Raw genomic sequence first — 25,799 nt, forward strand, 5'->3', positions numbered from 1 at the left:
AAGCCAATACTTTGTTTGAACCTCGCAGCGTTTAATGTGAAATTTAGAGGGTAAATATCCTCAATTTTACAAGTTATGATATTTTCCTCACTCACACCGCCTCTTGAGGAGGCGGTGTGAGTGAGGAGTATTAATATCAGGATATTTAGCCTTATAAAATCAAACTATTTACTATCTTTTCATTATTTTGATTAATTGGATCTATACTCACCTTCTTATCAAACCTTCATTCATTGAGAATAAAATCGTCTGAGGAGATGATATAAATAAGTCTCAATTCATTAATGGATGGATAATTAGCTCTTTACTTTTGTTCTATATTTGTTCTAATTGACAAATGCTTGATTCTTTATCTTATATTGGACTGATAAAACCCAACCTTTCTATCTCATTGCCACTTGCACCTAGCAAAGTTCAATGTGGCTTTCCCAGTGCCGCAGAAGATTGGCTTGAAGATAAACTTGACCTGAATGAAAAGCTTATTAAAAGCCCACCCTCAACATTCTTATTCAGAGTAGAAGGGCAAAGCATGATTGGTGCAGGAATTAATGACGGTGATTTGCTTGTTGTAGATCGTGGGGTAACTCCTTCACACGGGAAGGTAGTTGTCGCATTAGTTTCTGGTGATATGACTGTGAAGAGATTGAATCTTAAAAGCAATCCTCCTCAACTAGATGCTGCAAACCCATCTTTCAAATCCATTACTGAAGAGTTCGAGATCTGGGGTACAGTTACCGCTTCTATTACAGAGTTATAAATTATGTTTGCTTTAGTAGATTGTAATAGCTTTTACGCTTCTTGTGAGCGTGTATTCCGACCAGACCTTAAAGGTAAACCTGTTGTCGTATTATCCAATAATGATGGCTGTCTCATTGCTCTTTCAAATGAAGCAAAAGCATTAGGTTATAAAATGGGGGATGTCTTCTTTAAAAATCGCGATAAATTACAAGTACAAGGAGTAGCGGTCTTCTCAAGTAATTACGCTTTATACGGTGATTTATCTGAAAGAGTAATGAAAGTACTGGCAACATATACCCCTGATCTTGAAGTTTATAGTATTGACGAAGCATTTCTTTCCTTAAAAGGTTTTAATGGTTTAACTGAAAAGGGTATTCAAATTAAACAGGACGTGGAACGTCTAACGGGTGTGCCTGTCAGTGTAGGCATTGCCCCGACGAAAACGCTGGCAAAGCTTGCCAACCATGTTGCGAAACGGTTTGAAGGCCAATGTGGTTCTTACTTTATGAAATCACCTGACATGGAAATCCTTAAGCAAATTCCCGTAAACAAAGTATGGGGTATAGGTAGAAAACTTACTGAACATCTGGAAGCGTTTGGCGTAAAGTCAGCTTATGACTTATCAAGGCTGGAACCCAGAGCCGCTAGGAAACGATTTAGTGTGGTTGCTGAAAAGACTGTCCGTGAATTGAACGGCATTAGTTGCATACCATTAGAAGAAATTCCTCCTCATCCACAGAATATTATCGTCAGCCGAGGCTTTAAAAGGCGCATTAAATCAAAACAAGAAATGATTGAAGCCGTTTCATTCTATGCAAATAGAGCTGCTGAGAAAGCGAGGCTAAAGAAAGTATATGCGTATCGTGTTCACGTCTTCATTCGAACAGACCCATATGGAGATAAAGACAAAAGTTATTCTGCAAGTCATTCAACAATTTTTGATGAAGCACGTAATGATGGAGGAACAATCATTAATGCTGCTCTTCAAGCTTTCAACTCAATTTACAAACCAAATTATAGCTATCAAAAGGCAGGAGTAATGCTGACAGGTTTATTATATGAAGACGAGCGTCAGATATCTTTCTTCGGAGGAGGACAGACTGATAAAGTAAACCAGCTTATGAAAACAATTGATAAGATAAACAAACAGCATGGACGGGAAATGATACGTCCCGCTGTCGCTGGAACAAATAAGACTTGGTTCATGGCAAGAAATATATTAAGTCCGAGATACACCACTAAATGGTCTGAACTGAGAAAAATAAGTAGGTAGTAATAAACTAATTTATGATAAAAAAATTATATCCTCTTATATTTGACAATCAACTATAGATAATACCATATCGTTTAAATCCAATTTTGGAAAAAGGTTGAGGCCAGTTCTTAGCTCAATTTCCGATAATGGCTCTACCAGCTCACATTCATCGGTTCCACGCACTTCTTCTTGTTCCATGATAAAGCCAACAATAGCTCGCCAAGAATGGCGGTCAAATGGTGTTTTAATTCAACCAGTTGTCTGTTATTAAAGAAACTATATGCTCCATAACAGGGTCAATATTGTTAAAATATTGTTCAGAGGTAAGTCCAACTGGGATATCGGGTGCGATCCATTGTCGAGTATCGGTTGGGCTTGAATCCTGCCAGTAAATGTTAGAGATGCTTGCAAAAATTTTACTCCACGGGAATATTACACTTGTTTCCTCTCCAACAAAATTAGGGCTTGATGAACTTGGTTCCCCTACAAAGATTGCATCAGTTAATAACTCAACTCTGTTTATGAAGTTTTGAGCTGCTGAGAAGGTGTTTTTACTGGTAATAACATATATGTTGGTGTCATTTTCATTGTCAAATAGCACCAAGTTGTTTAGCAATTGTTTTAGCAAGCCATTATTGCCGCCATTATTGTGTCGAACATCAACTATAAGATTTTTGGATCTAGTGGATAAAAGGGCATTTAATAACTGATTTGAAAATCTATTAAGTGTATCTTCTTCTCCGTTATCTCTTACCTGATTAAATTGAAAATATATACCGTTAATTTTAGGCATTATTTCAAACCAATAATTGTCATCAACACGCTGTAAATATAAAGGAGCAATAGCATTATTTGATGTTAAAGGTCTTAATTTTCGAGGAAATGTAAAGCGTGTAGAGTTTCCACCTTTAAGAAGAATATTTCTTACCTCACCTGCTGGTGTTTCTATTCCTAATGTAATAGTTTGCCCGTCTAAGCTTGCTCCAATGGCCTTTAAAAAGCCAAAGTCCCTTAAGTAAAATTGGGCACCTAACCATCTAATTGTCACAGGATTATCTACACCTCTGTAATCAAGTAATCGATTAAATGCCTGCTTAGGTGCAACTTCTCCTAGACTAATTACTCGACTACCAATTAAATGCTGTAAATTTTCAGTTGCATCAACGATAAATAAACCATCGTCGAAATCATAAAACTTTAGAGGGAGGGTTCTATTAATATACGTTCCCTGAGATTCTTCTGTTGGTCCATAAACGACGCTATGACCATCACCTAAAATAGCCATTAGCTTGTTGAACTCCATTAAAAGTTCTTGGTCTGATAATTGCGGTATGCAGTTATATAAGTTTTTAACAGCTGATTGAAACTCATTAGAAGTTGATGGTTTTTCAGGGGAGCCATGGAGCCTTTGGGCTTCCTGGTTAAAAAACGCTAGGTCTGCTCTCCAGCCTGCAACTCTATCTAGGTGAGGTGATACATGCCCTGATAATTTTATGAAGCGTGGGTTTTCTTTTAGTTCAGCAAATAAAGGGTCAGTAAATAAACCTGTTCTATTTTCATATTTTTCATCTATTGCTTTTTCAAGCCAGATTAATGCTTGTTCTTTATTTCCCGACTGTATGCAAGCAGCAGCCATACCATAAGAAAAACTTGTCCCTAGATTGTGTCCGATGGTATCTCATGTATTTCCAATCTGTATGGCTTCTTTCCATAGAGATAACTCTAAATTGATTTCCCATAGCCGACTTAATATTTCATTATTTCCAGGAGCAATCATTGCTAACGAACCAAAATAATCTTTGGCTTCATTAATGTTCCCTTCTGCAAGAGCAGTATTAGCACGTTTACGTATCTGAAAAATATTTTGATTATTAATATCTTGAGCGTTGGTAACTGTATTAACTAATAATGAGCTAACTATTATTAATCTATAAAATTTATTTCTTATACGAATGGCCATTTTTTCCTTTAAATAGATTTTTGTCTCGTCATATACAGCAGTGTCCGTCATCAAATGATTTGAAAATCAATAGCCGTATTTTATAAGGAGGTTTTGATCTCCGATTGTTTTTAATATTAAGCGACGAGCTTGCGATCTTGCAAGCGTCTTTTTAATCTTTAAAAAAGGTATACAATCAACCCCTCAAACTCCACCCAGAATTAACAAAATCCCTCTCCGGCAGCAATACGCCATACAAACGCATACCTATAAATAACTCGCCAAGAATGACGGTCAAATGGTGTCTTAATTCAGTGATTAATTGGAGTAATTGGATCACATGACGGATAAAAAAGGGTACAAACTTTTTAGGGGTGACTTCCGTACTTATCATATTCAAACAACTGGCGAAACATGCCTGTATGATGTCCCTGCAAATCAACTTAGGTTTCTCAGCCAATACAGGAACAAGCGAGTGCGCCTAATTTGTTTTGGTTATGTAAACCAATATGCTCCCCGTTGGTTTAAAGTTGGTATTGTACCTAAAGAACCAAAAGTCCAAAATGTCGTGCGCCTGACTACAAGAAACAGGCCAACTTTAGTTCCTAAGAAAATATTCTGGGGAGGATAACTTCTCAGACAATTAGGTAATTAAGCGATGAATTATCCGCTCTCTCATGAACAAAATTGCTACCTCTCTTATGCAAATACTTTAAATGGTCTCATAGGCTTTGTGGGGGGAACAGTTATGGATACAAAATGGAAATTACTCGATCAAAACGCCGGTAATGGCACGGATAAATATAGTCTCTGCCAGGCTGAGTTCTATCAACTTTATGCTTACGGACAAAAATATATGAACGGTAAAGGAGATATGATTTTTTATTTTTCCAAAATATGAAAGATTCACTGAACCACTATCGGTATTCGATTATGGGGCTGGCTTAAGGCTTTGGGTCGCGCCCTTTGACTTGAAACGTGCTATTCGATCTTTCAATACAATGCAGAAAGTCGTTTCTAATCATATTGAGCAGCGTATTACAGCCTTAACCGCACTCAGTCATGATATTCGCACGCCCTTAACTTCCTTAAGAATAAAAGCAGAGCTTATCGATGAAAGTTCATTAAAAGATGGAATAATTTCATCCGTGGAAAAAATGGAAAATCTTACGAGCTCTGTTATAGATTTCCTCAAGGGCAGTGATACCCTTATTCAGAAAAAACAAACCGACCTTAAAAAGCTAATTGAAACTGAATGCATCGAACGTCAAGAACTAGGTAATCCTGTTATTATAAATGCTTTGGATGATATAATTGTAAATTGTGACCCTGACGCCATCAATCGTGCCTTGCAAAATTTAATTGATAACGCGCTCAAATATGGCAAGAGCGCAACTATATCACTTTCTCATGATGACGATATGGCAGATATCATCGTCGAAGACAACGGTGAAGGGATTGATAAAAAACAGTTATCAAAAGTGCTCGAGCCATTTGAAAGGGTTGGCAAAGAGCGCGATAGTGAAAAAGGTGGATTTGGTCTTGGTCTTTCCATTGTCAATGATATAGCAAAAGCCCATAACGGAGCCATTCAACCTAAAAATAAAATTGGTGGCGGCATTAGGGCAAGTTTAAAGATTGCATTAAAATAATTTTTATCTAAGCCCTAACCTCCCCCTTTTACACTCATTCAAATTGCTATACAGAACTAAATTTCCTATATTGTTTTTATCTTCACAATATCAAAGGCAAAAATGGCAGGTAACTTTTCAATTTTAGACTGGGGTCTTGTGGGGCTATATCTCATAATCCTTTTTTTAGTCGGATTATATTATTCTAGCAAAAAGAACCTAACGACACGTGATTATTTTCTTGGTAGCAACACTATGACCCCTTGGGTTGTGGCTATTTCAGTTATTGCGACAACCCAATCTGCGGCAACTTTTCTTGGTGGGCCAGACCAAGGATATCGCGGGGATTATACTTACCTCGCAGCGACTATGGCGTCCGTCATCGCTGCCATATTTGTGGCCAAAGTTTTAATACCCCGGTTTTATGCCTTAAATGCAACCACCGTATATGAATACCTTGGCGATCGATATGGTCAAGATGCGATGAAAGCGGCAGGCGCTATGTATATTATTGGTCGTTTTTTTGCCAGTGGCGCGCGCCTCTATCTAGCGGCCATTGCCGTATCAATGATTTTATTTTCCACCATAAATGCCGGCAACATAATGATGTCATCCTTCATTATGGTCATGATTGGATTTATTGTCACATTCCTTGGCGGGATAAGATCAATCATATGGACTGATTTGTTGCAATTTTGCATGTATATTTTCTCTGCGGTCGCTATTTTATACTTTTTAATGACCACTATTCCTCTTAACACTCAAGAAATTTTTAATGCGTTAAAAAGCACCCCTGAAGGTGTGAATAAACTCCTTCTATTTAACTTTGACATAGACTTTCGTGCCCCCTATTCCATGATTTCTATTTTCACGGGCCTGACGCTACTTTTCATTGCGAGCTTTGGGCTGGATCAAGATATTTCCCAAAGGCTTCTGACTTGCAAAGAGGATAACGAAGGTGGGAAAGCACTTATTATTTCAACGATTATGGCAATTCCGATCATCTGGTTATTCATAACGATCGGTCAGATGCTTTATGTCTTTTATGAACGTCCCGATTTAATGGGAAATCAATTAGATATGAAAGCTGCAGCCTTTGAAGGCGAGCAAGTGACCATTTTTATGTATTATATCTTAACGGAGTTGCCCACAGGATTAAAAGGGGTCGTTACAGTAGGCGTCATAGCCGCTGCCATTTCAACCATAAATTCTGGCCTTAATTCGATGGCTTCTGTTTTGGTGCAAGACTTCTATCGTCCATGGAAGCTTAAAAAAGAAACAAAGCCAGAGACACATTTTGTCCAAGCAGGACAAGTCGGAATGGGTATTGTCGGAATGATCCTTTTTGCCATGTCAGTCCTTTGTTATTACTGGCAACAATACTCTGGTTTGCCGCTAATTGACTTTGCACTTTCTTTAATGGTTTTTGCTTACTCAGGATTAATCGGTGTTTATTTTACGGCTATTTTTACTGATAGAGGGTCAACACGTTCCGTTATCTCTGCTCTTCTGGTTGGTTTTTTATGCACTCTTATTCAACAAAAATACTTTGTTGAAATGCTCTCACTTCCCGACTTTTTAGGATCAATAGCGTTTACATGGCAGTTATGCATTGGTAGCTTCGTATCTTTCCTTGTGTGTGTTGTAGGGAAAAAAAGAAGTAACAGCTGATCATTCATGTTATGTCAAAAATTTGTTATACTATAACAAATGTTTGACAGATTTCCACTCTGCTGTTATGTTCCGCTCACCAAACGGGGAACATATGAGAGGAAGAAAAATATGATACGATTATTTGATTTGGATTGGTATCTGGAAAATATAAGAATTCTTGGTGTCATTGCCATTTTGATTGGCGTAGGTACTTGGGTGATGGATCTTACAGGCGCAGTATATATCTGCCCATTTTGTCGTGCACAAAGAACAGTTATTCTAATTTTAGGTATCTTTATGACAACGCCAGGCGCGAGCCACTTTATTTTAAAATATGCCACAAGCATTTTAGGTGTTTACGGGCTTATCGTTGCAAGTAATCAGCATTTCCGTGGCTGGGTCGCCATTCAAAGAGGCGAAAGAGGCCTTTGGGTAGAAAACTGGTGGATAGATTCCTGGATTCTTTCATTCTTTGCAATTTGCATCATTATTGCACAAGTCTGGATGATATTCTTACGCAAAAAATAAATTATAAAATTTCTAGAACATTTTCGGGAGGGCGGCCAATTCTGGCTTCGCCCTCTTTTATTACTATAGGTCGTTCAATTAGTTTCGGGTTGGCGATCATCCCTTCTATTAACTGGTCACGACTTAAAGTTTCATCATTTAAACCCGCAATTTTATATTCCGCTTCTTTTTTACGCATTAACTCTCTTGGCTCCAAGCCTAGGATATTGAGCAATTGATCCAATTCTGCAAAAGTTGGGACATCTTTCAAATACTCCCGAATGACAGGCGAGACACCATTTTCTTCTAATAGAGCCAGTGTCTGGCGAGATTTACTGCAGCGTGGATTATGAAAAATTTTCACGGTCATTGAATGTATCCTGATATTAAATGGTTTTCTTTTTATAAGCACCCTTCCCCCTTAAAGACAACAATAAAAAATCATTATATTTAGGTTAATAAGAATGATTATCATCATTGTTGACAATCATTCTTAATTGCATATAATAAGAATCAGTTAATTGGAGACACTGAAATGTATATTTGTGTATGCAACGGATTAAATGAGAATACGGTTCGTGAAGCTGCCCGTAAAAATAAAGGCAATCAAAGTGCCGTTAAAATATACCAAACACTTGGTGTAAAGCCACAATGCGGCATGTGTCTATGTGATGCGCAAAATATTTGCGATAACGAGCGAGAAGATAATCGCGTCTCTTAACATTCTACCTAAGAATGATTTTCACATTTATAATCAATAACTTATCTTTCTTTTCGTTGACTTAGTCTGCCACTCCTATTAAACTTGCGTTCAGACTTCAAACATATCAGGAGCACAGTATGAAGGGTGATAAAAAAGTTATTGATTTCCTCAATAAAGTCCTAAAAAACGAACTAACCGCGATAAACCAGTATTTTTTACATAGCAGAATGCTTGGTGATTGGGGGTTTGAGGCCCTTGAGAAGCATGAATATAAAGAATCAATCGAAGAAATGGTACATGCGGATGACCTTATTAAACGTATTTTATTCTTAGAAGGCTTTCCGGGCCTTCAACAATTGGGCCGTTTACGTATCGGTGAGAATGTAACAGAAATATTTAAAGGCGACCTTGCACTAGAACATGATGCACATGTTGATTTAAAAGAAGCCATTGCTCATTGCGAAGAAGTGCGTGATTATGTTTCACGAGATCTTTTTGAGAAAATCCTTAATGATGAAGAAGAACATATCGATTGGTTAGAAACTAATCTCGCTCTTATCGATAAGGTCGGCGAGCAGAATTACCTGCAATCTCAAATGGGAAGTGCGGAAGGCTAATCTACCTTTATTTATGATCAATACCGATGGCTTCAGTAATATTACTGAGGCCATCTTTTTTTAGAAGCGCTATTAATTCACGATTAATAGTCGTGGCAAGACCAGGGCCATGATAGACAAGTGCTGAATATAACTGAACCAATGAGGCACCAGCTTTTATTTTCGCATAAGCCTCTTTCCCACTGCTGATACCGCCTACTCCAATCAAAGGGATTTTGCCTTTGGTAAGTTTATACATGTCAGATAAAACCTTAGTTGATAAATCGAACAAAGGTGCACCACTCAACCCACCAGCTTCTTCTTTTAATTCTGACTTCAGATCGTCGCGTGACAATGTCGTATTACTAACTATTAAGCCATCCATTTCATGCTTTAATATTATATCAGCTATATCTTCACACTCTGAACCATCTAAATCAGGTGCAATTTTTAAAATTAAAGGTGGCTTTTTATCTAAATCCGCCTTTTCTCTGACGGTCTTTAATTTGCTGAGCAATTCATCCAACGCTTCTTTACCCTGAAGTTTTCGTAGCCCCGGTGTATTGGGAGATGAGATGTTAATTGTAAAATAATCCGCAAGTCCGAGTACTTTTTCTAATCCAATCACGTAGTCATTTATCGGGTCATCACTTAATTTATTAGCGCCTATATTAGCGCCCACAATTCCATCACTTATTTTTCGATGTTTTAATTGATCGATATAATAAGCCAAACCCTTATTATTAAATCCTAAGCGATTAATAACGGCATCATCTTCGGGTAATCTAAATATGCGTGGTTTATCATTTCCTGGTTGCGCAAGTGGGGTAACGGTACCTGTTTCAACAAAACCAAACCCTTGTGAAAGCATTGGTCTATAAACTTCAGCGTTTTTATCAAAGCCCGCAGCCAATCCCACGGGGTTTGGAAAATTTAGGCCCCATAAGGTCTGGCTTAATATTCTGCTTCTTGGATCCGATAAAGGCGGAACTATGCCAGCTTTCAATGCCGCTATGGCTAAGCTATGTGCTTGCTCTGGTGAGAACATAAATAAAAACGGTTTTGCTAAACCATATAAATTCATCATTTTTCCTTTACTGAAACAATCATCGATTATCAGGAATTTCAGTGACTTTTATAACAGCATCTAAATTCAGTTCATCATATAAATGAGGAAATTTTTCACCATTTCGCGATATCTCCCATTTTAAAGCACCTTCTTTTAATAACGTCATATCAACGTCTAATAATAATAACCCTTTTTGTGATGCAAAGTGCTTCTTTAATGTTTCTTCGACCTGGTCTTTACTTGAAAAATGAATAAACCCATCTCTTAAATCATCTCTTGAGCCTTTATAACTTCCCAGCCGATTTGCTTCGTTCCATTCATCTGATGAACAAATTTTATATATTATATTTTCCAATTTTAGTATCTCTCATAAAAAAGCATGCCTTATCATAAAGAAAAAGCATGCTGATAATATATAATAGTTTTAATAATTTAACTTTCGTCTGAACCGATAGCTGAACTACCAACGGCTTTCACCATTTCAAATATTTTCTTTCTCACTGAAGGGTCAGTAATTTTATAATAGGCCCGCACTAATTCTAAAGTCTCTCTTCGTGATAATTTATCAACTTCAAAAACTTGCTTATTACCTTCGGCCATTCCATCGGCTTTTTGTGTGGTGTCCGTTGTCATTTCATCAAAGAAAAATGATACAGGAACATCTAATATTTTCGAAAGTTGAAACAAACGACTAGAACCTATTCGGTTAGCACCGCGTTCATATTTCTGAACTTGTTGAAAAGTTAATCCGAGCGCTTTACCCAACTTTTCCTGACTCATACCTAGCAATGTTCTTCTCAAACGCACTCGGGCACCTACGTGAATGTCTACTGGATCAGGTGATGATTTAACCATGCTCATAATAAAAATACCTTATTCATTTTGAATTTACTGATTACTCTGCAGCCTATACAGGGCTGACCACCCAAAAGTATGTTTTCTATTTAGTGTTACTCTGTTTTGACGTCAAGCTTTATCTTTCTGTGGGTGCCTTCTTCGTAATAGCACAATGTTTGCGATAATAAGTGTAACACCTATACAAGTAAAAATCCACTCCTTCAAAAACGAATAGAGTGTTCTTTCTAATAGCTTCTGCGGCAAAGCGCCTTCAACAACACCACGCTTATTTAATCCTATTTGATCAACGATACGCCCATAAGGATCAATTATCGCCGAAATTCCTGTGCTCGCCGATCTAACCAGTGGTAATCCCTCTTCAATAGCGCGTACCCGGGTTTGTAATACGTGTTGATATGGACCTGTGCTTTCACCATACCAAGCGTCATTAGTAATATTTAATAACCAATCGGGCCTATTTTCCGGGTCTGTAACCTGTCCTGGAAAAATTATTTCATAACAAATTAAAACACCAACTGAGGGCATCCCATCTATATTTAAAGTCTTAATCCCCTCCCCATGTGAAAACCCTTGGCCACCAGTAAACATTTTATCAAGCCCAAGAGGTATCATAATATTTGTGATAAAAGATGGAATATATTCACCAAAGGGAACCAAATGACTTTTGTCATAAATCCCTTCAATATTACCTTCTTTATTAATCGCAATAAGGGAATTAAAGATCCTCGTTTGATCAGGATCTCTTTGTCGCCTCGGAAAACCTGTTAAAAGGATATCCTCTTCATTTAGGATGCTTGACATTACATCACGGCGGAGCGGCTCTTCAGAAATTGAATATATAACGGCCGTCTCAGGCCAAATAATAATGTCTTTATTTTCAGCTTTATTATCATCACTCATATCCATATGAGTGATGAGATTTTTGCTCCAGTTCTCATATGGCCATTTATCTTTTTGCTGAATATTAGCCTGAACCACTTTTAAATTAACTTGTTCAACATATTCAATTGTTTCTGGCAAGCGGCTTGATCCGAACGAATATAACCCAATGATGCCCAAAATCACTACGGGGGCGGATATAATACGCCAACGATTAACCAGCGCGAAAAATGCCAGAATACTTAATATTAAAGTTATGAGACCAAGACCATATATGCCCCAAATTGCCGTTGATTGAAGCATAATATCGGAGAAACCCCATATATATCCCATTAAATTCCAAGGGAACCCTGTAAATAACATTCCTCGGAGCCACTCAGAAAATGACCAAAGCACAATAAAACTGATTGAAATATTTAAAAGATTTTTACTTACCGTATGATTTCGATGAATATATTTAAGCACATAAGCAACCAACCCAGGAAAAAGTGAAAGATATATTGCGATAAATGTAACCATAATAGGTCCAACCCAATTGGGTATATCAGCTTCAACAATGACGCTATTACCTATCCAATAAAGGCCGGCAAAAAAATGACCAAAACCAAATGCAAAGCCTTTGTAAAAAGCATATTTAGGTTGGTCACTGATGATCGACATCAGCATAAATAAAGGATAACAAACAATCAAAAATGGAAATATATAAAAAGGGGCGAAAGAAAGTGCCGAAAGTGCACCTAATAGAATCATAAGTAATATTTTATTGCGGAAAGTCAGCTTTCCCAAATATTGAATAATATTCTCAAGGTTGAGTTTCGACATAGTCATAATTGTTATTTTCGTCTAACCAGAATATATTTTATATGTCTATTATCGCCTTCAATGATCTCAAAATTAATACCGTTATCATGGGCAACAACATCCCCTTTTTGCGGAATATGTCCGGCTAATGTAAATACTAACCCACCAAGAGTATCCACATCGTCGTCTTGGTCATCACTTAGAAAATCTAATCCTAATAAATCTTCTAATTCATTAATCGGTAGTCTTGCATCAACGTGAAGGTTTCCGTCAGGTAATTCACGCATCAATACGCCTTCCGCAATATCATGTTCGTCTTCGATATCACCAACAATTTGTTCAACCAAATCTTCAATTGTAACTAGACCATCCGTACCACCATATTCGTCAACAACAAGCGCCATATGAATATGCGTTTTTTGCATTTTAGTAAGCAAATCGATTAGCTTCATTGACGGTGGCACAAAAAGAATAGGCCTTTGAATTGATTTAACTGAACGGAATTTATCACCATCTTTATTCTTAGCAAAAACCCGAAAAGCATCCTTAATATGAACCATCGCTATGACTTCGTCTAAAGTATCGCGGTACACTGGCAGACGTGATGTGCTCGCGTCCACAAAAATATTCATCATATCATCAAAGGTTGCATTTTCTTCAAGCGCGACAATATCGGCACGCGGAACCATGACGTCATCTACTCTCATATCACCAAAGGATAGAGTATTCATAATAATAGATCGCTCTTCTTCGCCAAGCGTTCCTTCATCGGCCTCAATTTCTTCGATTACTTCTTCAAGGCTCACTTTAAGTTCATGATCAATATTAGAACGATTGAATAATTTTTTGAAGTTGTTCCAAAATCCATTTTCCGATTTTGAGGTCTCTTCTGGTTGTGATGTTGTCATCAGCTAACAATTAAGCCTTTCTTATCAATTTATCTTAAATACTATTTCATGCAGCATAAGGATCGTCAATACCGAGATTTTTTAAAAGTGAGGTTTCTAGTGCCTCCATTATCTCTGCATCATCATCATTTACGTGATCATACCCTAGCAAATGTAAAATACCGTGTATAATCAGATGCCGAAAATGATTTGATAAAGATATAGAAGCTTCCTGCGATTCTTTATTCATCGTTTCATATGCAATATAAATTTCCCCAAGAGAAAAAGGTCTATTCTTAGGTTTATTGCTATTCTTGAGATAATTATTGATTTCCTCTTCATCTAAACCACAAAAAGAAAGTACGTTAGTCGCCTTATCTTTCTCTCTATAATCATGATTTAATTGATGAATAAGATCATCTGAGCAGAGCACTACACTCACTTCGATATGAGAAAAATTAGATAGAGCACGCCCTTCTGAAACATGTTTAGTTATTTCAGCAATACAATTCTCTATTAAATTTTGATAATTTGGTAATTCTTGCGTCCAATCTTCACAATCAATTGATATATCTAATTGAACGTTATTTATTGACGCCATTAGCTTTTATGACTTTCTTTATCATCATATGCTTTAACAATCTTTCCGACTAATTTATGTCGAACCACATCGCTTGAATCAAAATGAATAAATGCGATATCTCGAATTTTACCGAGGGTATCCAGCGCATCTTTAAGTCCAGATTTACTACCGTCCGGTAAGTCAACTTGCGAAGGGTCACCACAAACTACCATATGACAATTTTGCCCAAAGCGTGTCAAAAACATCTTCATCTGCATTGGAGTTGTGTTTTGTGCTTCATCTAAAATAACAAAAGCATCCGACAAAGTACGACCACGCATAAACGCCAGTGGCGCAACTTCAATTTCTCCACGTTCTAATCGTTTTTCTGTTTGCTCCATAGAGATCATTTGACCTAGCGCATCATATAATGGTCTTAAATATGGATCGACTTTTTCTTTTAAGTCTCCCGGTAAAAATCCTAATTTCTCTCCAGCTTCTACGGCTGGTCTTGAAAGAATGATACGTTCCACTTTACCTTCTAAAAGATGTGAAACGGCCATGGCCACCGCCAAGAATGTTTTTCCGGTCCCCGCTGGTCCTAAACCAAAGGTCATATCTTTTTTTCTTAAGGCTTCGATATATTTTGATTGATTGGCTGAGCGCGGACGAATAGTCGTTTTTCGTGTGCGTATCACATTATCATCATTAAGCAATTCATCTCGCGGATTAACTTCACGAAGTGTTGGGCTATCCAACATCCCGACGAGCCTAATAGCGCCGTCAACATCTTCAATAGTAACTTCACCGCCCTCTTCAAGTCTTTGATATAGACTTAAAAGCACATCTCTAGATAAATTACATGCTTCTTCAGGACCTTCAATTGATAATAAATTACCCTTGCCAGATAGTTCGCAGCCAAATTCATGCTCTATGCGTGCAAGATTGACATTATGTTCACCGTATAATGAGGGTAGGAGTATATTATCTTCAAACTCTAAAACGCCGGATGTATAATTTTCAGTTGATTTTTGCTTCATTGAATAAATTTTACCTAAAAAAATTAAGCAAGTATACCTTCAATATAAAAAGTATTTGCCCCATTAATTTTAACATCTACAATTTTGCCTTGCAATTCTTCGACTTTATCTGCCCCCACCTTTACTTGAACGGCTTGCATATAAGGACTTCTTCCAAATACGGCATCTTCGGCTTTACCTTTTCCTTCTATCAGAACAGAAAGTGTTTTTCCAATGACACTATTATTAAAATCAGCTTGCTGTTGTTTTAATAAAGCTTGAAGCCTCGACAATCTTTCTGATTTAATATTCTCATCAACCTGATCATCCATTTCTGCAGCGGGTGTTCCAGGGCGTGGACTATATTTAAAACTATAAGCTTGCGCATATTTAACGTCGCGAACAAGTTCCATTGTTTCTTTAAAATCTTCATATGTTTCACCAGGAAAACCAACAATAAAATCACCTGATATAGCAATATCAGGACGTTCTTTTCTTAAATCCCTGATGATGTCTTTATAAGACGCACTATCATGCGTTCTATTCATCGCTTTTAAAATACGGTCTGAGCCTGCCTGCACTGGTAAATGAAGGTATGGCATACATTCTTTTAAATCTCCGTGGACTTTTAACAGCTCGTCCGTCATGTCATGAGGATGCGATGTTGTATAGCGGATGCGTTCAAAGCCGTCTATTTTGGCAAGCCTGCGGATTAATTGTGGTAATCCCCATTCTTCACCATTTTCAGAGACACCGTGAAATGCATTTACATTTTGTCCTAGTAAAGTGACCTCAACAACACCTGCTTTTGCTAACTTCTCGGCATCTTTTACTAGATCTTCAATGGATCTTGAAAATTCAGCACCACGTGTATACGGCACAACACAAAATGTGCAAAATTTATCACACCCTTCTTGTATTGTTAAAAAGGCAGTGGCTTTTTTCTTTACATCTTTCTTGGAAAGCTGATCAAATTTTTCGTCAACGGCTAATCCTGTATCTAAAATACGTGATTTTTCACCTTGAGATTTCAAAGAAAGTGACTGATTTACCATATCCGGTAAATTATGGTAAGTTTGTGGACCAAAAACCATATCAACGACGGGAGCGCGTTTCATAATTTCTGCGCCTTCCGCTTGAGCGACACAGCCCCCAACGGCAAGAACCATTTCTTCTCCGTCTTTTTTCTTTGTGTCTTTCATCTTGCGGATACGACCAATATCAGAATAAACTTTTTCGGCAGCTTTTTCACGAATATGACATGTATTTAATACCACAAGATCCGCATCTTCAGGCGTATCTGTTTCCATATATCCTTCGGGTGCCATAACATCTACCATGCGCTCGGTATCATAAACATTCATTTGGCAGCCATATGTTTTAATATATAATTTTTTCTTTTCCATAAGTCTTAATCATCCATGCGTCTTACACGATTTTCCATATGCTTTTCTATTGTACGTTGACAATATGTAGAGAGTTCTTTTCTTGTTTTAAAAAGATTTCTAGATACAGGTTCATTAAAATGCACCTCGACATCCACATTATTTATTTTAAGAAAATCTTTAAAATGCGGTCCAATTTCCATATCACCATACCAAGCCACATTAGATCTATTCATTCTATTTGCTGGCATGCTGTTTATGCGGCGGTAAATAAGTGTAACGGGCTGGACCATTAGTTCTAACGGTCGTCCTTCTTCATCTGCCTGAGGATGAATGTAATTTTCCGTTACTCCAAATAGAGAACTTTTAAAGGGCAGAACTTTTCCACCATCTGACGTTGTTCCTTCAGGAAACAGTATTAAACTATCACCGTCTTTAATGCGGTCCTGCATTTCTTCACGCTGTAAATGCACTTCACTTCTTTTTTCCCGATCGATAAATATCGTTCTTTGTAATGTTGATAAGTATCCTAGAACTGGCCAATCGATCATATCTCTTTTAGCGACAAAACATCCTTTAATAACGTGTCCCAAAATTATGATATCTAAATAAGATACATGATTAGACACGAATAAAGTTGGTGAGCCTTCTAAGGCGTGCCCGAAGGTTTTTACATTGATATCTAGAGCATTACACATGGATTTATGAACCCAGTGCGGCCACGCTTTATAACCTGGCAATTTTAACTTTTTTAGTAAAATTGTCGGCGGTAAAAGCACACCTAAATAGACTGCAATTTTTAATAGTTTAATATACTTGCGCATTAAAACTCACCAATAAAACAAACACTGTGTAAGATACCCTACACAGTGTCGCCGTCTATAGCATCGAATTAAAAAAATAGCTAACATTCTATTTTTCAAATCATAATCTAATCTTTAATTTTGATACCGTAGAGTTCCATTCTATGATCGACTAATTTATATCCAAGCTTTTTAGCAATCTCAGCCTGAAGCTTTTCTATTTCATCATCAAGGAATTCAATTACTTCGCCACTTTCAATGTCTATCATATGATCATGATGCTCATCCGTTAAGAGTTCATACCGTGATCGACCATCACGAAAATCATGACGTTCTAGTATGTCCGCTTCTTCAAATAATCTGACTGTGCGATAAACGGTCGCAATGCTAATTTGATCATCTATTTCAGTTGATCTTTTATAAACTTCTTCCACATCAGGATGATCATCAGCATCTGAAAGGACGCGCGCAATGACCCGGCGTTGATCTGTCATGCGCATATTCTTTTCAATACATAATCTTTCTATTTCAGATGTCATCTTATTTTCCTGTTATTTTTCATCATTAAGCACGCGATTCATAACAATTGCGTCACTATTTCCACCATGCTTATTATGATAATACCCAGTGCGTCGTCCAATAATATCAAATGAACATTTTTTATAAAGTCCTAATGCGGCAACGTTATATTCACTAACTTCTAAAAATAACCACTTAATCGATTGACGTTGCAGATCTTTTATTACCCATTCTAAAAGTATGGTAGCATACCCATTTTTGCACTCGTTTGGCAATATACAAAATGTTATAATTTCCGCTTCATCCGTAACTTTTCGAATTAAAGCAAAGCCAATTGGCTGCTCATCACGTTTTATGAGATAACACATAGTACCAATAATAGTGAACATTTCTTTAAAAGCATCGGGCGTCCATTCATTCTCGGATAATTTTGAGAATGCTTTTGAATGTAGCTCGCTTATCAAAGCGCAAGCCTCAACATTCATTTTTACTATTTCTATATTTCCCTCATTCATCTTTTATATTAGGCATAATATTTTTTGAAGGTAATTTCGCATCCGGCGCCCTTAAATAGAGCGGTTTAACATGATCGCTATTAGTCTCTCTTTCTTTATAGTTGAGGGCTAATTGAGCTATTATTTCTGCAGTGGGGTTTTGAATTTTAGTGCTAAATTTAATTTCGCTATCAGTTAATATCGCACCTAATAATTCTGCACCGCTCCCGATAATAATTTTAATATTGTCATTAATTTTTTGGGGGATTAATTCAAGGGGAACAGCCTCTGCATCTGCCAAGGAAGAAATATTTGTCTTAACAATATCAAAGACCTGGAAATACAACTCCCCTCTTCGTGCATCAATCGCGACAGCAATTTGTCCAGAAAAATTTGCTTTTTCTAAAGCAAATTCATAAGCCAGTGCTTCCAATGATGTTACAGGAATAAGAGGTATATTTAATGCTAATGCCATACCCTTTGCCGCAGAAAGTCCTATACGTACACCTGCAAAAGTACCCGGACCAACCGTAACAACAATAGATGATAAATCAGACATAACGAGCTCAGCTTCTTTCATGCTTTCATCGACCATCGGCAGTAATCGTTCAACATGTCCGCGCGCTCTTACTTCTTTTTTCTTTGAAACGACTTTATCATCTTCGACTAAAGCGACAGAGCAAGCCCCTAAAGTCGTATCTAAAGCTAATAAATTTGTCATTATTTTTTATTTTTTCTTAATCAATATTTTTTATAAAAATACACTACATTTTCTGTTATAGTCCGTACAACGGAAAACATATAGTTTTTTAAACAAATACTGAGGTATCATTTGAAAAAAATATATTCTATCTTTTTTCTTCTAATCGTATATTTCACTATATCAGCAGAAGTATCGCTTGCTCAACAAGAGGACAGTGCTGTAATCATTATGTATCATCGCTTTGGTGAAAATAATTTCCCGACAACCAACGTCACACTTGATCAAATAGATCAACATATTTCTGAACTCATTAAAGATGAGTATAATGTAATACCATTAAGAGATGTAATAAAAGCATTTAAAGAACGGCGTGAATTACCTGAACGCACAATAGCGATTACGATTGATGATGGTTTTTTATCTGTTTATGAAGAAGCTTGGCCGCGATTTAAAAAAGCTGGTATCCCAATTACTGTTTTTATTTCAACCGAATCCGTTGATGATCAATATGAAACGTCAATGACATGGGATCAAATAAGAGAATTGGATAATGAAGAGTTGGTTGAGATTGGCCACCACGGCCACGCCCATGCTCATATGCCGGAATTAAGTCTCGAAGATGCAATAAAAGATATTGATATTGCAGACGAAATATTTCAAACGGAGTTGGGTTATATACCTGATATGTTTGCTTATCCATACGGCGAGTATTCTCCCGAATTAAGAGAATCACTAGAAGATAGAAATTATTTAGCAACTTTTGCACAGTTTTCAAGTACCGCGACCAGTTCAAGAGGGCTTAAAGAAATACCCCGGTTTGCTTTCAATGAAAATTATGCAGATATGAATCGATTTAAGCTGATCATTAATTCTAGAGCCTTAAAGGTTAAAGATATCCTGCCTCGCTCACCTAATTTGACAACTAACCCGCCCGTCATTGGATTTACTGTGGAAAGCAATGTCAGTAACTTAGCCAGTATAGGATGCTTCCCTTCACATATTAATGGTGCGGCGAAAGTCACATTGTTAGGCGAAACTAGAATTGAAATTAGGTTTGATGAACCATTCCCGCAAGGAAGAAGCCGGGTGAACTGCACTATGCCCGGACCAGATAACCGATGGTACTGGTTTGGAATGCCATTTTTTAATCTTAATAATTAAAAATTATTCTACTGGCTCAACGCACTCAACTTCAGGAATATAATGTTTTAAAAGATTTTGTATGCCGTATTTCAAAGTAGCCGTAGAACTAGGACAACCTGAACAGGCGCCTTGCATTCTAAGATATACAACACCATCTTTAAAACCATGGTAAGTAATATCACCACCATCACGGGCCACAGCTGGACGAACCCGTGTTTCCAGTAATTCATTGATCTGTTCAACAATTTCAGGATCTGCACCATCATCAGCAATTTCTTGGGTAGCTTCACCCGTCATTATAGGAAGTCCAGCCGTATAATGTTCCATGATAGTACCAAGAATAGCAGGCTTCAAAGCATCCCAGTCCTGATCAGCATTTTCAACCGTGATAAAATCACTTCCGAAAAATACAGCCGATACCCCCTGTATTTTAAATAGAGCTTGAGCAAGCGGTGATTGTTCAGCATCATTTATGCTTTCAAAAAACATCGTACCATTTTCTAAAACCACCTCACCTGGAATAAATTTCAAAGTTGAAGGGTTTGGCGTTTGCTCGGTCTGGATAAACATGTAAATTTCCTATCGCTATATCATTCTAGTTTTAAATAATTATAGTTTGCAGAATAATCAAGGCTAAAGGACTTATTTATTTTATGCGAATTTATCGATTTCTTCGTCAGTCATATTGCCCGGCACCACAAGCACTGGCATATGGAGTTCATTTAACAACACTTCACGAAAGCTTTTAATGAGCGGACCTGGGTCACCATCCACATTTGCACCAAGTACAAGCAGATGAATATCCCTGTCTTCAGCAATGATATTTGAAATAACTTCTTCTGGCTTCCCTTCGCGAATAACAGTTTCCGCATCAATGCCAGAAATTCTTTTAATTTCTTTTGCATAATAATCTAGGGTTTCTAATGCTTCCTCACGTGCTTCTTCCTCCATGATGTCACGAACGGACATCCAATGTTGAAAATCTGCAGGAGGAATAATTTTTAGCATTAAAACACTTCCACCAACTTTTTCTGCACGTTTACTTGCCAAGCGTAGAACTTTGACAAATTCAGGAGTATCATCGGCGATGATTAGAAATTTCCACTTATTGTCCTGTTCGGACATGATTTAAGCCCCTATTTATTATTCTCGAAAGAATGTCACCCGTTATTATTATTATGTAGAACGCTATACTGCCATCCAATATATCTATTTGGCAAGCCTATATTTATTTGAGAAGTATATTTGTAATTTCCTTAAGTTGCGTTCTGGCGCGGAGCAGGTAAAAGCCTTCTGCGGCTAAATGGTTCTGAAATAAAAATCCATCAACAGCACAGTTAGAAATCACAAGAGGATCCATGGAAATAATGGAATCGAATGATGTTTCCATCTCATCCCAACTATTTGCAATATCACGCGACGCAATTATTGCGGCGAAATCTTTTCTTAGTGCTTTTAAAATTAATCGGTACGCATATGCCTGCCCTTTTACATTAAAAAAGAGATCATCGGCACCAAAGTCGAGCACACAACCAAAACCATCCGTGACATAAGTATCAATGCTCGCTGATGAAGCACCTAAATCTAAGGAAATACGGTCTAATGTCGCCAAAAGATTATCAGAACGTTTTTCAAAAACAGCGGCACCCCGAGCAAGGCGTTCATTATAAACAATCATCTGCTCCATAGCTTTAATATATTGTTGTTCAGAGGTTGCGACCGGCATCAGAGACGTTGACGGATTCCACCACCAAATATCACCAGCATATTGAAGAAGTCCGGAAACTTCTTGTAAGTCTGGGTCAACGGCACTTGAGCCTCTGGTCCTACCTAATTGATCAACAAGCTCATAACTAAAGCGCGCAATAGCCGAAATAACGCCCGTTTGGAAGTTCGCCATATTATCAAGAAATGCACCCGGCTTAAATACCGGATCATTGGAAACCCAGCCATTTTGGTTCACCTCTCTATCAATTAGAGCGATACTCACCGCAACGGCATTGCTACCACGCGAAGAATTTTGCAAACCAAAATCAGGGTCAGCATCCACTTTATGAATAAGCAGCATACCCACAGGGTAATAAAGCAGCATAATTAAGATTAGAACATAAATCCCGCGTCGCAGCATTTTCCAGCTAACATTTTCTCGCAACCAATAACCAATATCTTTAATTGTTTCCCACATAGGATTCCCCGTCTAAAGTTCTTTACTTAGAGATGGAGATGACAGTGCTAAAAATCAACCCCGAGAAGGATTTATTAGGTATCTTTTATTTCCACAGATACACGCTCAGAAGAGCCACTTTCGCCAGGGAAGTTCGTAAAGAATGCTTCAACCAAATAGGGCATAACTTCATGCAAATTACTATTACGACCTACACTCTTTACTTCACCTTCGTAAAGATTTTGTCCTTTATCGCTATTAGGTCGAATTACCATTTTTAATAAACGGTTATAATTCATATAAGTCCTCACCCGACCGGCTTGCCAACTTAATGGTGCATAACCAAAGGGATCATAAAGCCCGCCGTAGCCCCAACCCATAGGATAAAGTCCACCACCCCAGAAATAAGGGTTTCTATAAGGGAACCATGGACGATGAAAACCGCCATAAAATCCCCCATAAGGCATAAAGCCGATCATTGCAGGTGATTGGCGTATGGTTTGACGACCTTCAGAAACCCCGTAATCCAGTTCTACAATTAAATCAGGTTCTTCACCGTTTGCAGGCACATAGCCATAACGGCCTAGTGCATTACCAACTAGTGTTGCATAACTTGCAAACTCAAGGCTACCGTTATTATTAGGGTTCATTGGCACTATTACTATTTTCTCACCAGCGGGAGCAGGTAACTGATGAAACCGCATTACATCGCTTCGAATGGATTGATTACAGGCGGCCAATAAGAAGACAATAAAAATGGAAAATAATAATCTATACTTTTTAATCATATCTCTATATTATCCTATTTTCCCACATAATTCCAATATTACTTTAGCAATAAGGCAAAATCAGGGCCGTAAAAACCCTACGATATCTTGTACTTCTCGTAAAATAGGCGATGCAACTTTGTCGGCATTATCCGCACCTTCTCTCAGAATACTATCTAAATATGTTTTATCAGCCATTAATCTTGCCATTTCCTCAGTAATTGGACCCAATACCTCAACACTTAAGTCAGCCAGATCACCTTTAAAATCTGCAAATCCTTGCCCTTCATATTCACTACAAACTTCTCCTGCTTTTCTCCCACTTAACGCAGCAAAAATGTTTATTAAATTCTTCGCTTCTGCTCTTCCCTCTAGCTCATCCATCGAACCCGGTAATGGTTCACTATCTGTACGCGCTTTCCTAATTTTTTTAGCAATTAGATCGCGATCATCAGTTAAATTAATTCTACTGTTTTCAGAAGGATCTGATTTTGACATTTTTGCTTTACCGTCACGTAGGGACATTACGCGCGTGGCCTCTCCGAAGATTAACGGCTCGACTTCTGGAAAAAACTCAACTCCGTAATCACTATTGAACTTCTGCGCAATATCGCGCGTTAATTCAAGATGCTGTTTTTGATCAGCCCCAACAGGAACATGGGTCGCCTGGTACGCCAAAATATCTGCGGCCATTAAATCTGGATATACATAAAGCCCTACACTTGCTCTTTCTTTATGCTTACCCGCTTTTTCCTTGAATTGTGTCATTCTATTTAGCCATCCCATTCGGGCAACACAATTAAATATCCAAGCAAGTTCGGCATGTGCCGACACCTGACTTTGATTAAAAATAATACTTTTCTTAGGATCAATACCACTTGCAATCATACCCGCAGCAACTTCTCGGGTTGCATCGCGTAACACATCCGGATCTTGCCATACTGTGATAGCATGAAGGTCAACAACACAAAAAATTGTTTCATGGCTTTCTTGTAAGCCCACCCAATTTTTAATTGCCCCTAAATAATTGCCGACTGTCAGATTTCCAGAAGGTTGAACACCCGAAAATACACGCTGTTTGAAAGTAGCCATTTTATTTCCTTGAGGATATTTTGGACATATCCATTATTAGTATTTCAAATATGTTCTTATATGACGACAAATGTCTGTTCGGTCAACTATCTCTTTGAAAATAAGGCTTTGAGTTCTTCTTTTTTCACTGTTTTCGTTAGAAATGTAGCAAAAAGATAGACCGCAAACCCACTAAAAACCAAAATCAATAAACCCGCTACTTGTTCAGCTGCGTTACCGTATATTAATTCTTTTACCAGTGGCCTTATTAACCAAACTGCGCTTCCCATAATGACACTACATATTAGATATTTAAATAAACGAATAAGTAAAGAATTCTCAATTTTATAATGACCGCGAAGCATCAATCCACTAGCTAACATAAATACATTTATCCAAGCTGAAATTGCAGTTGCCATTGCCAAACCGACATGAGCAAAATATTGCATTAAAATCAAATTCAGACTGACATTTATAAATAACGCGACAATGGCAAATTTAAGCGGTGTCTTAGTATCATTACGTGCAAAATATCCAGGCACAAATACTTTCGCGAGCACATAAGCAGGAAGACCTGCGGCATAGGCCATCAATGTGAGTGAAGTTTGCGCTGTCGCTTCTGATGTGAAACTACTTCTTTCAAGCAAGACATGAATTAAATCAGCGGGCACAACGATAAAAGCAACAGCGGCGGGTACTGTAAAAAACAATCCCATTTCAATTGCTTGATTTTGGTTTTTAAGAACCAGTACTTCATCCCCAGACGCAATATTTCTTGAAAGTAATGGTAATAAAACGGTCCCTAAGGCCACACCAATAACCCCAACTGGAAGTTGGTTTAATCGATCAGCATAATAAAGATAAGACATTGATGCATCTGGCAAATGAGACGCAATAATCATATCAAGAAGTAAATTTAACTGGATTACCCCTGCTCCCAGAGCCGCAGGTCCCATAACTATCAATAATTTTTTAACCTTAGGTGTTAATTTCGGCATCTTAAATTTTATGCGGTAACCAGCAGAATAACATGCTCTAAAAAGAAATATTAACTGTATAAACCCTGCTACACTCACCGCTATCGCAAGCGCATGAGCAGGCGTTTCAAGAGTATTCGCTGCAAAAACAAGCGCACTTATCATACATATATTTAATATTATAGGAACGGCAGCTGTTTCAGCGAACCTTCCTAATGAATTTAAAATTCCGGCTAAAAGTGAACCAAGTGATACAAACAAAATAAATGGGAAGGTGTATCGAGTAAGAATTACGGCGAGAGAAAACTTAGCTTCATCATCAACGAACCCATTGGCAATAGTAAAAATAAGAGCAGGGGTAAATAATTCAAATATCGCGACAAATAAAAGCAACGTTATCAAAAGACAGGCAAACGCCTCTTCAGCAAACTTTAACGCCACTTCTTTTCCATCTTTTTCTAAAGTAGCCGAAAAAATCGGCACATATGAAGCACTAAATGCCCCTTCAGCAAAAAGTCGTCTAAAGAAATTTGGTAATTTAAAAGCAACCACAAAACAGTCCGTAATTGCCCCCGCACCCAATACGGCGGCCATTAGAATATCCCTAATAAATCCAAGAATACGACTGATCATCGTAAAACTTCCGAATATGGCAGTAGATTTTAAAATCGACATT

General features: G+C 37.7%; 32 protein-coding genes. 10 read left to right on the forward strand and 22 right to left on the reverse strand.

Annotated elements, in window-relative coordinates; all coding sequences use genetic code 11:
- The first annotated feature begins 337 nt into the window (after positions 1–337).
- Together ACTF6W_RS04090 and ACTF6W_RS04095 are read left to right on the forward strand one after the other, a co-directional pair.
- On the forward strand, positions 338–757 hold the full coding sequence (locus ACTF6W_RS04090; protein WP_438993270.1) for a LexA family protein: 420 nt from the start codon (positions 338–340) through the stop codon (positions 755–757).
- A 3-nt stretch (positions 758–760) separates the two neighbouring features.
- Entirely contained in the window at positions 761–2,011 is a 1,251-nt protein-coding gene (locus ACTF6W_RS04095) for a Y-family DNA polymerase (protein ID WP_438993271.1), read from the forward strand.
- Positions 2,012–2,047: 36 nt separating this feature from the next.
- On the opposite strand, the gene ACTF6W_RS04100 is transcribed toward ACTF6W_RS04095, so the two are convergent.
- Genes ACTF6W_RS04100 through ACTF6W_RS04110 form a run of 3 tightly spaced genes read right to left on the reverse strand, consistent with a single transcriptional unit; the run spans position 2,048 to position 3,953 of the window.
- A complete protein-coding gene (locus tag ACTF6W_RS04100; RefSeq protein WP_438993272.1) occupies positions 2,048–2,191 on the reverse strand; it encodes a hypothetical protein in 144 nt (47 codons plus the stop codon).
- 46 nt (positions 2,192–2,237) lie between these two features.
- Positions 2,238–3,629, reverse strand: coding sequence for a TPR end-of-group domain-containing protein (locus tag ACTF6W_RS04105; RefSeq protein ID WP_438993273.1), 1,392 nt, complete (start codon positions 3,627–3,629; stop codon positions 2,238–2,240).
- A gap of 42 nt (positions 3,630–3,671) precedes the next feature.
- Positions 3,672–3,953, reverse strand: a complete 282-nt coding sequence (locus ACTF6W_RS04110) for a hypothetical protein (protein WP_438993274.1) — start codon at positions 3,951–3,953, stop codon at positions 3,672–3,674.
- A gap of 319 nt (positions 3,954–4,272) precedes the next feature.
- Between ACTF6W_RS04110 and ACTF6W_RS04115 the strand changes: the two genes are divergently transcribed.
- From ACTF6W_RS04115 to ACTF6W_RS04135, 5 genes are all read left to right on the forward strand, one after another.
- On the forward strand, positions 4,273–4,563 hold the full coding sequence (locus ACTF6W_RS04115; protein ID WP_438993275.1) for a hypothetical protein: 291 nt from the start codon (positions 4,273–4,275) through the stop codon (positions 4,561–4,563).
- Between the two features lie 27 nt (positions 4,564–4,590).
- The gene (locus ACTF6W_RS04120) at positions 4,591–4,833 is read left to right on the forward strand and encodes a 5-methylcytosine restriction system specificity protein McrC (protein ID WP_438993276.1); all 243 of its coding nucleotides are present in this window, start codon (positions 4,591–4,593) and stop codon (positions 4,831–4,833) included.
- Positions 4,834–4,903: 70 nt separating this feature from the next.
- Positions 4,904–5,584, forward strand: coding sequence for a sensor histidine kinase (locus ACTF6W_RS04125; protein ID WP_438993277.1), 681 nt, complete (start codon positions 4,904–4,906; stop codon positions 5,582–5,584).
- Between the two features lie 102 nt (positions 5,585–5,686).
- The gene (locus tag ACTF6W_RS04130) at positions 5,687–7,234 is read left to right on the forward strand and encodes a sodium:solute symporter (RefSeq protein WP_438993278.1); all 1,548 of its coding nucleotides are present in this window, start codon (positions 5,687–5,689) and stop codon (positions 7,232–7,234) included.
- 111 nt (positions 7,235–7,345) lie between these two features.
- Positions 7,346–7,744 (forward strand): hypothetical protein, encoded by a 399-nt coding sequence (locus ACTF6W_RS04135; RefSeq protein WP_438993279.1) that lies wholly within the window; start codon positions 7,346–7,348, stop codon positions 7,742–7,744.
- 1 nt (position 7,745) lies between these two features.
- Here the strand turns inward: ACTF6W_RS04135 and arsC are convergent, their stop codons facing one another.
- Positions 7,746–8,093: an arsenate reductase (glutaredoxin) gene (gene arsC, locus ACTF6W_RS04140; protein WP_438993280.1), complete on the reverse strand. Its 348-nt coding sequence runs from the start codon at positions 8,091–8,093 to the stop codon at positions 7,746–7,748.
- 165 nt (positions 8,094–8,258) lie between these two features.
- Between arsC and ACTF6W_RS04145 the strand changes: the two genes are divergently transcribed.
- The gene (locus ACTF6W_RS04145; RefSeq protein ID WP_438993281.1) at positions 8,259–8,444 is read left to right on the forward strand and encodes a (2Fe-2S)-binding protein; all 186 of its coding nucleotides are present in this window, start codon (positions 8,259–8,261) and stop codon (positions 8,442–8,444) included.
- 119 nt (positions 8,445–8,563) lie between these two features.
- Positions 8,564–9,043 (forward strand): bacterioferritin, encoded by a 480-nt coding sequence (gene bfr, locus ACTF6W_RS04150; RefSeq protein WP_438993282.1) that lies wholly within the window; start codon positions 8,564–8,566, stop codon positions 9,041–9,043.
- Between the two features lie 7 nt (positions 9,044–9,050).
- Here bfr and ACTF6W_RS04155 read toward each other — a convergent pair whose 3' ends face one another.
- From ACTF6W_RS04155 to tsaB, 12 genes are all read right to left on the reverse strand, one after another.
- Positions 9,051–10,109: a quinone-dependent dihydroorotate dehydrogenase gene (locus ACTF6W_RS04155; RefSeq protein ID WP_438993283.1), complete on the reverse strand. Its 1,059-nt coding sequence runs from the start codon at positions 10,107–10,109 to the stop codon at positions 9,051–9,053.
- Between the two features lie 19 nt (positions 10,110–10,128).
- Complete coding sequence (locus ACTF6W_RS04160; RefSeq protein ID WP_438993284.1) at positions 10,129–10,446, reverse strand: DUF952 domain-containing protein; 318 nt, start codon at positions 10,444–10,446, stop codon at positions 10,129–10,131.
- Between the two features lie 77 nt (positions 10,447–10,523).
- Positions 10,524–10,952, reverse strand: a complete 429-nt coding sequence (locus ACTF6W_RS04165) for a helix-turn-helix domain-containing protein (protein ID WP_438993285.1) — start codon at positions 10,950–10,952, stop codon at positions 10,524–10,526.
- A 105-nt stretch (positions 10,953–11,057) separates the two neighbouring features.
- Complete coding sequence (lnt, locus tag ACTF6W_RS04170) at positions 11,058–12,650, reverse strand: apolipoprotein N-acyltransferase (protein ID WP_438993286.1); 1,593 nt, start codon at positions 12,648–12,650, stop codon at positions 11,058–11,060.
- Positions 12,651–12,661: 11 nt separating this feature from the next.
- Entirely contained in the window at positions 12,662–13,537 is an 876-nt protein-coding gene (locus ACTF6W_RS04175; RefSeq protein WP_438993287.1) for a hemolysin family protein, read from the reverse strand.
- 46 nt (positions 13,538–13,583) lie between these two features.
- Positions 13,584–14,117, reverse strand: a complete 534-nt coding sequence (gene ybeY / locus ACTF6W_RS04180; protein WP_438993288.1) for an rRNA maturation RNase YbeY — start codon at positions 14,115–14,117, stop codon at positions 13,584–13,586.
- Positions 14,117–15,118, reverse strand: coding sequence for a PhoH family protein (locus ACTF6W_RS04185; RefSeq protein ID WP_438993289.1), 1,002 nt, complete (start codon positions 15,116–15,118; stop codon positions 14,117–14,119). The genes ybeY and ACTF6W_RS04185 overlap by 1 nt, the downstream gene beginning before the upstream one ends.
- A gap of 23 nt (positions 15,119–15,141) precedes the next feature.
- Positions 15,142–16,503, reverse strand: coding sequence for a tRNA (N6-isopentenyl adenosine(37)-C2)-methylthiotransferase MiaB (gene miaB / locus ACTF6W_RS04190; RefSeq protein WP_438993290.1), 1,362 nt, complete (start codon positions 16,501–16,503; stop codon positions 15,142–15,144).
- Between the two features lie 5 nt (positions 16,504–16,508).
- Complete coding sequence (locus tag ACTF6W_RS04195; protein ID WP_438993291.1) at positions 16,509–17,306, reverse strand: lysophospholipid acyltransferase family protein; 798 nt, start codon at positions 17,304–17,306, stop codon at positions 16,509–16,511.
- A gap of 107 nt (positions 17,307–17,413) precedes the next feature.
- Positions 17,414–17,824 (reverse strand): Fur family transcriptional regulator, encoded by a 411-nt coding sequence (locus ACTF6W_RS04200; protein ID WP_438993292.1) that lies wholly within the window; start codon positions 17,822–17,824, stop codon positions 17,414–17,416.
- Positions 17,825–17,836: 12 nt separating this feature from the next.
- On the reverse strand, positions 17,837–18,289 hold the full coding sequence (rimI, locus tag ACTF6W_RS04205) for a ribosomal protein S18-alanine N-acetyltransferase (RefSeq protein ID WP_438993293.1): 453 nt from the start codon (positions 18,287–18,289) through the stop codon (positions 17,837–17,839).
- 22 nt (positions 18,290–18,311) lie between these two features.
- A complete protein-coding gene (gene tsaB, locus ACTF6W_RS04210) occupies positions 18,312–19,019 on the reverse strand; it encodes a tRNA (adenosine(37)-N6)-threonylcarbamoyltransferase complex dimerization subunit type 1 TsaB (protein ID WP_438993294.1) in 708 nt (235 codons plus the stop codon).
- Between the two features lie 111 nt (positions 19,020–19,130).
- Here tsaB and ACTF6W_RS04215 point away from each other — a divergent pair, with 111 nt between their 5' ends.
- Positions 19,131–20,162 carry a polysaccharide deacetylase family protein gene (locus ACTF6W_RS04215; RefSeq protein WP_438993295.1) on the forward strand — a complete coding sequence of 344 codons (1,032 nt, stop codon included), beginning with the start codon at positions 19,131–19,133 and terminating at the stop codon, positions 20,160–20,162.
- Positions 20,163–20,165: 3 nt separating this feature from the next.
- Here the strand turns inward: ACTF6W_RS04215 and ACTF6W_RS04220 are convergent, their stop codons facing one another.
- The 6 genes from ACTF6W_RS04220 to murJ form a co-directional block, all read right to left on the reverse strand.
- Entirely contained in the window at positions 20,166–20,714 is a 549-nt protein-coding gene (locus tag ACTF6W_RS04220) for a NifU family protein (RefSeq protein ID WP_438993296.1), read from the reverse strand.
- Between the two features lie 81 nt (positions 20,715–20,795).
- Positions 20,796–21,269: a universal stress protein gene (locus tag ACTF6W_RS04225; RefSeq protein ID WP_438993297.1), complete on the reverse strand. Its 474-nt coding sequence runs from the start codon at positions 21,267–21,269 to the stop codon at positions 20,796–20,798.
- A 103-nt stretch (positions 21,270–21,372) separates the two neighbouring features.
- Positions 21,373–22,329 (reverse strand): DUF2333 family protein, encoded by a 957-nt coding sequence (locus tag ACTF6W_RS04230; protein ID WP_438993298.1) that lies wholly within the window; start codon positions 22,327–22,329, stop codon positions 21,373–21,375.
- 74 nt (positions 22,330–22,403) lie between these two features.
- Positions 22,404–23,096 carry a DUF4136 domain-containing protein gene (locus tag ACTF6W_RS04235; RefSeq protein ID WP_438993299.1) on the reverse strand — a complete coding sequence of 231 codons (693 nt, stop codon included), beginning with the start codon at positions 23,094–23,096 and terminating at the stop codon, positions 22,404–22,406.
- 60 nt (positions 23,097–23,156) lie between these two features.
- Positions 23,157–24,167: a tryptophan--tRNA ligase gene (gene trpS, locus ACTF6W_RS04240; RefSeq protein ID WP_438993300.1), complete on the reverse strand. Its 1,011-nt coding sequence runs from the start codon at positions 24,165–24,167 to the stop codon at positions 23,157–23,159.
- An 86-nt stretch (positions 24,168–24,253) separates the two neighbouring features.
- Positions 24,254–25,798: a murein biosynthesis integral membrane protein MurJ gene (murJ, locus tag ACTF6W_RS04245; protein WP_438993301.1), complete on the reverse strand. Its 1,545-nt coding sequence runs from the start codon at positions 25,796–25,798 to the stop codon at positions 24,254–24,256.
- Between the last annotated feature and the right edge of the window lies 1 nt (position 25,799).

This window comes from Pseudemcibacter sp. (assembly GCF_965661635.1).
Taxonomy (GTDB): Bacteria; Pseudomonadota; Alphaproteobacteria; order Sphingomonadales; family Emcibacteraceae; genus Pseudemcibacter.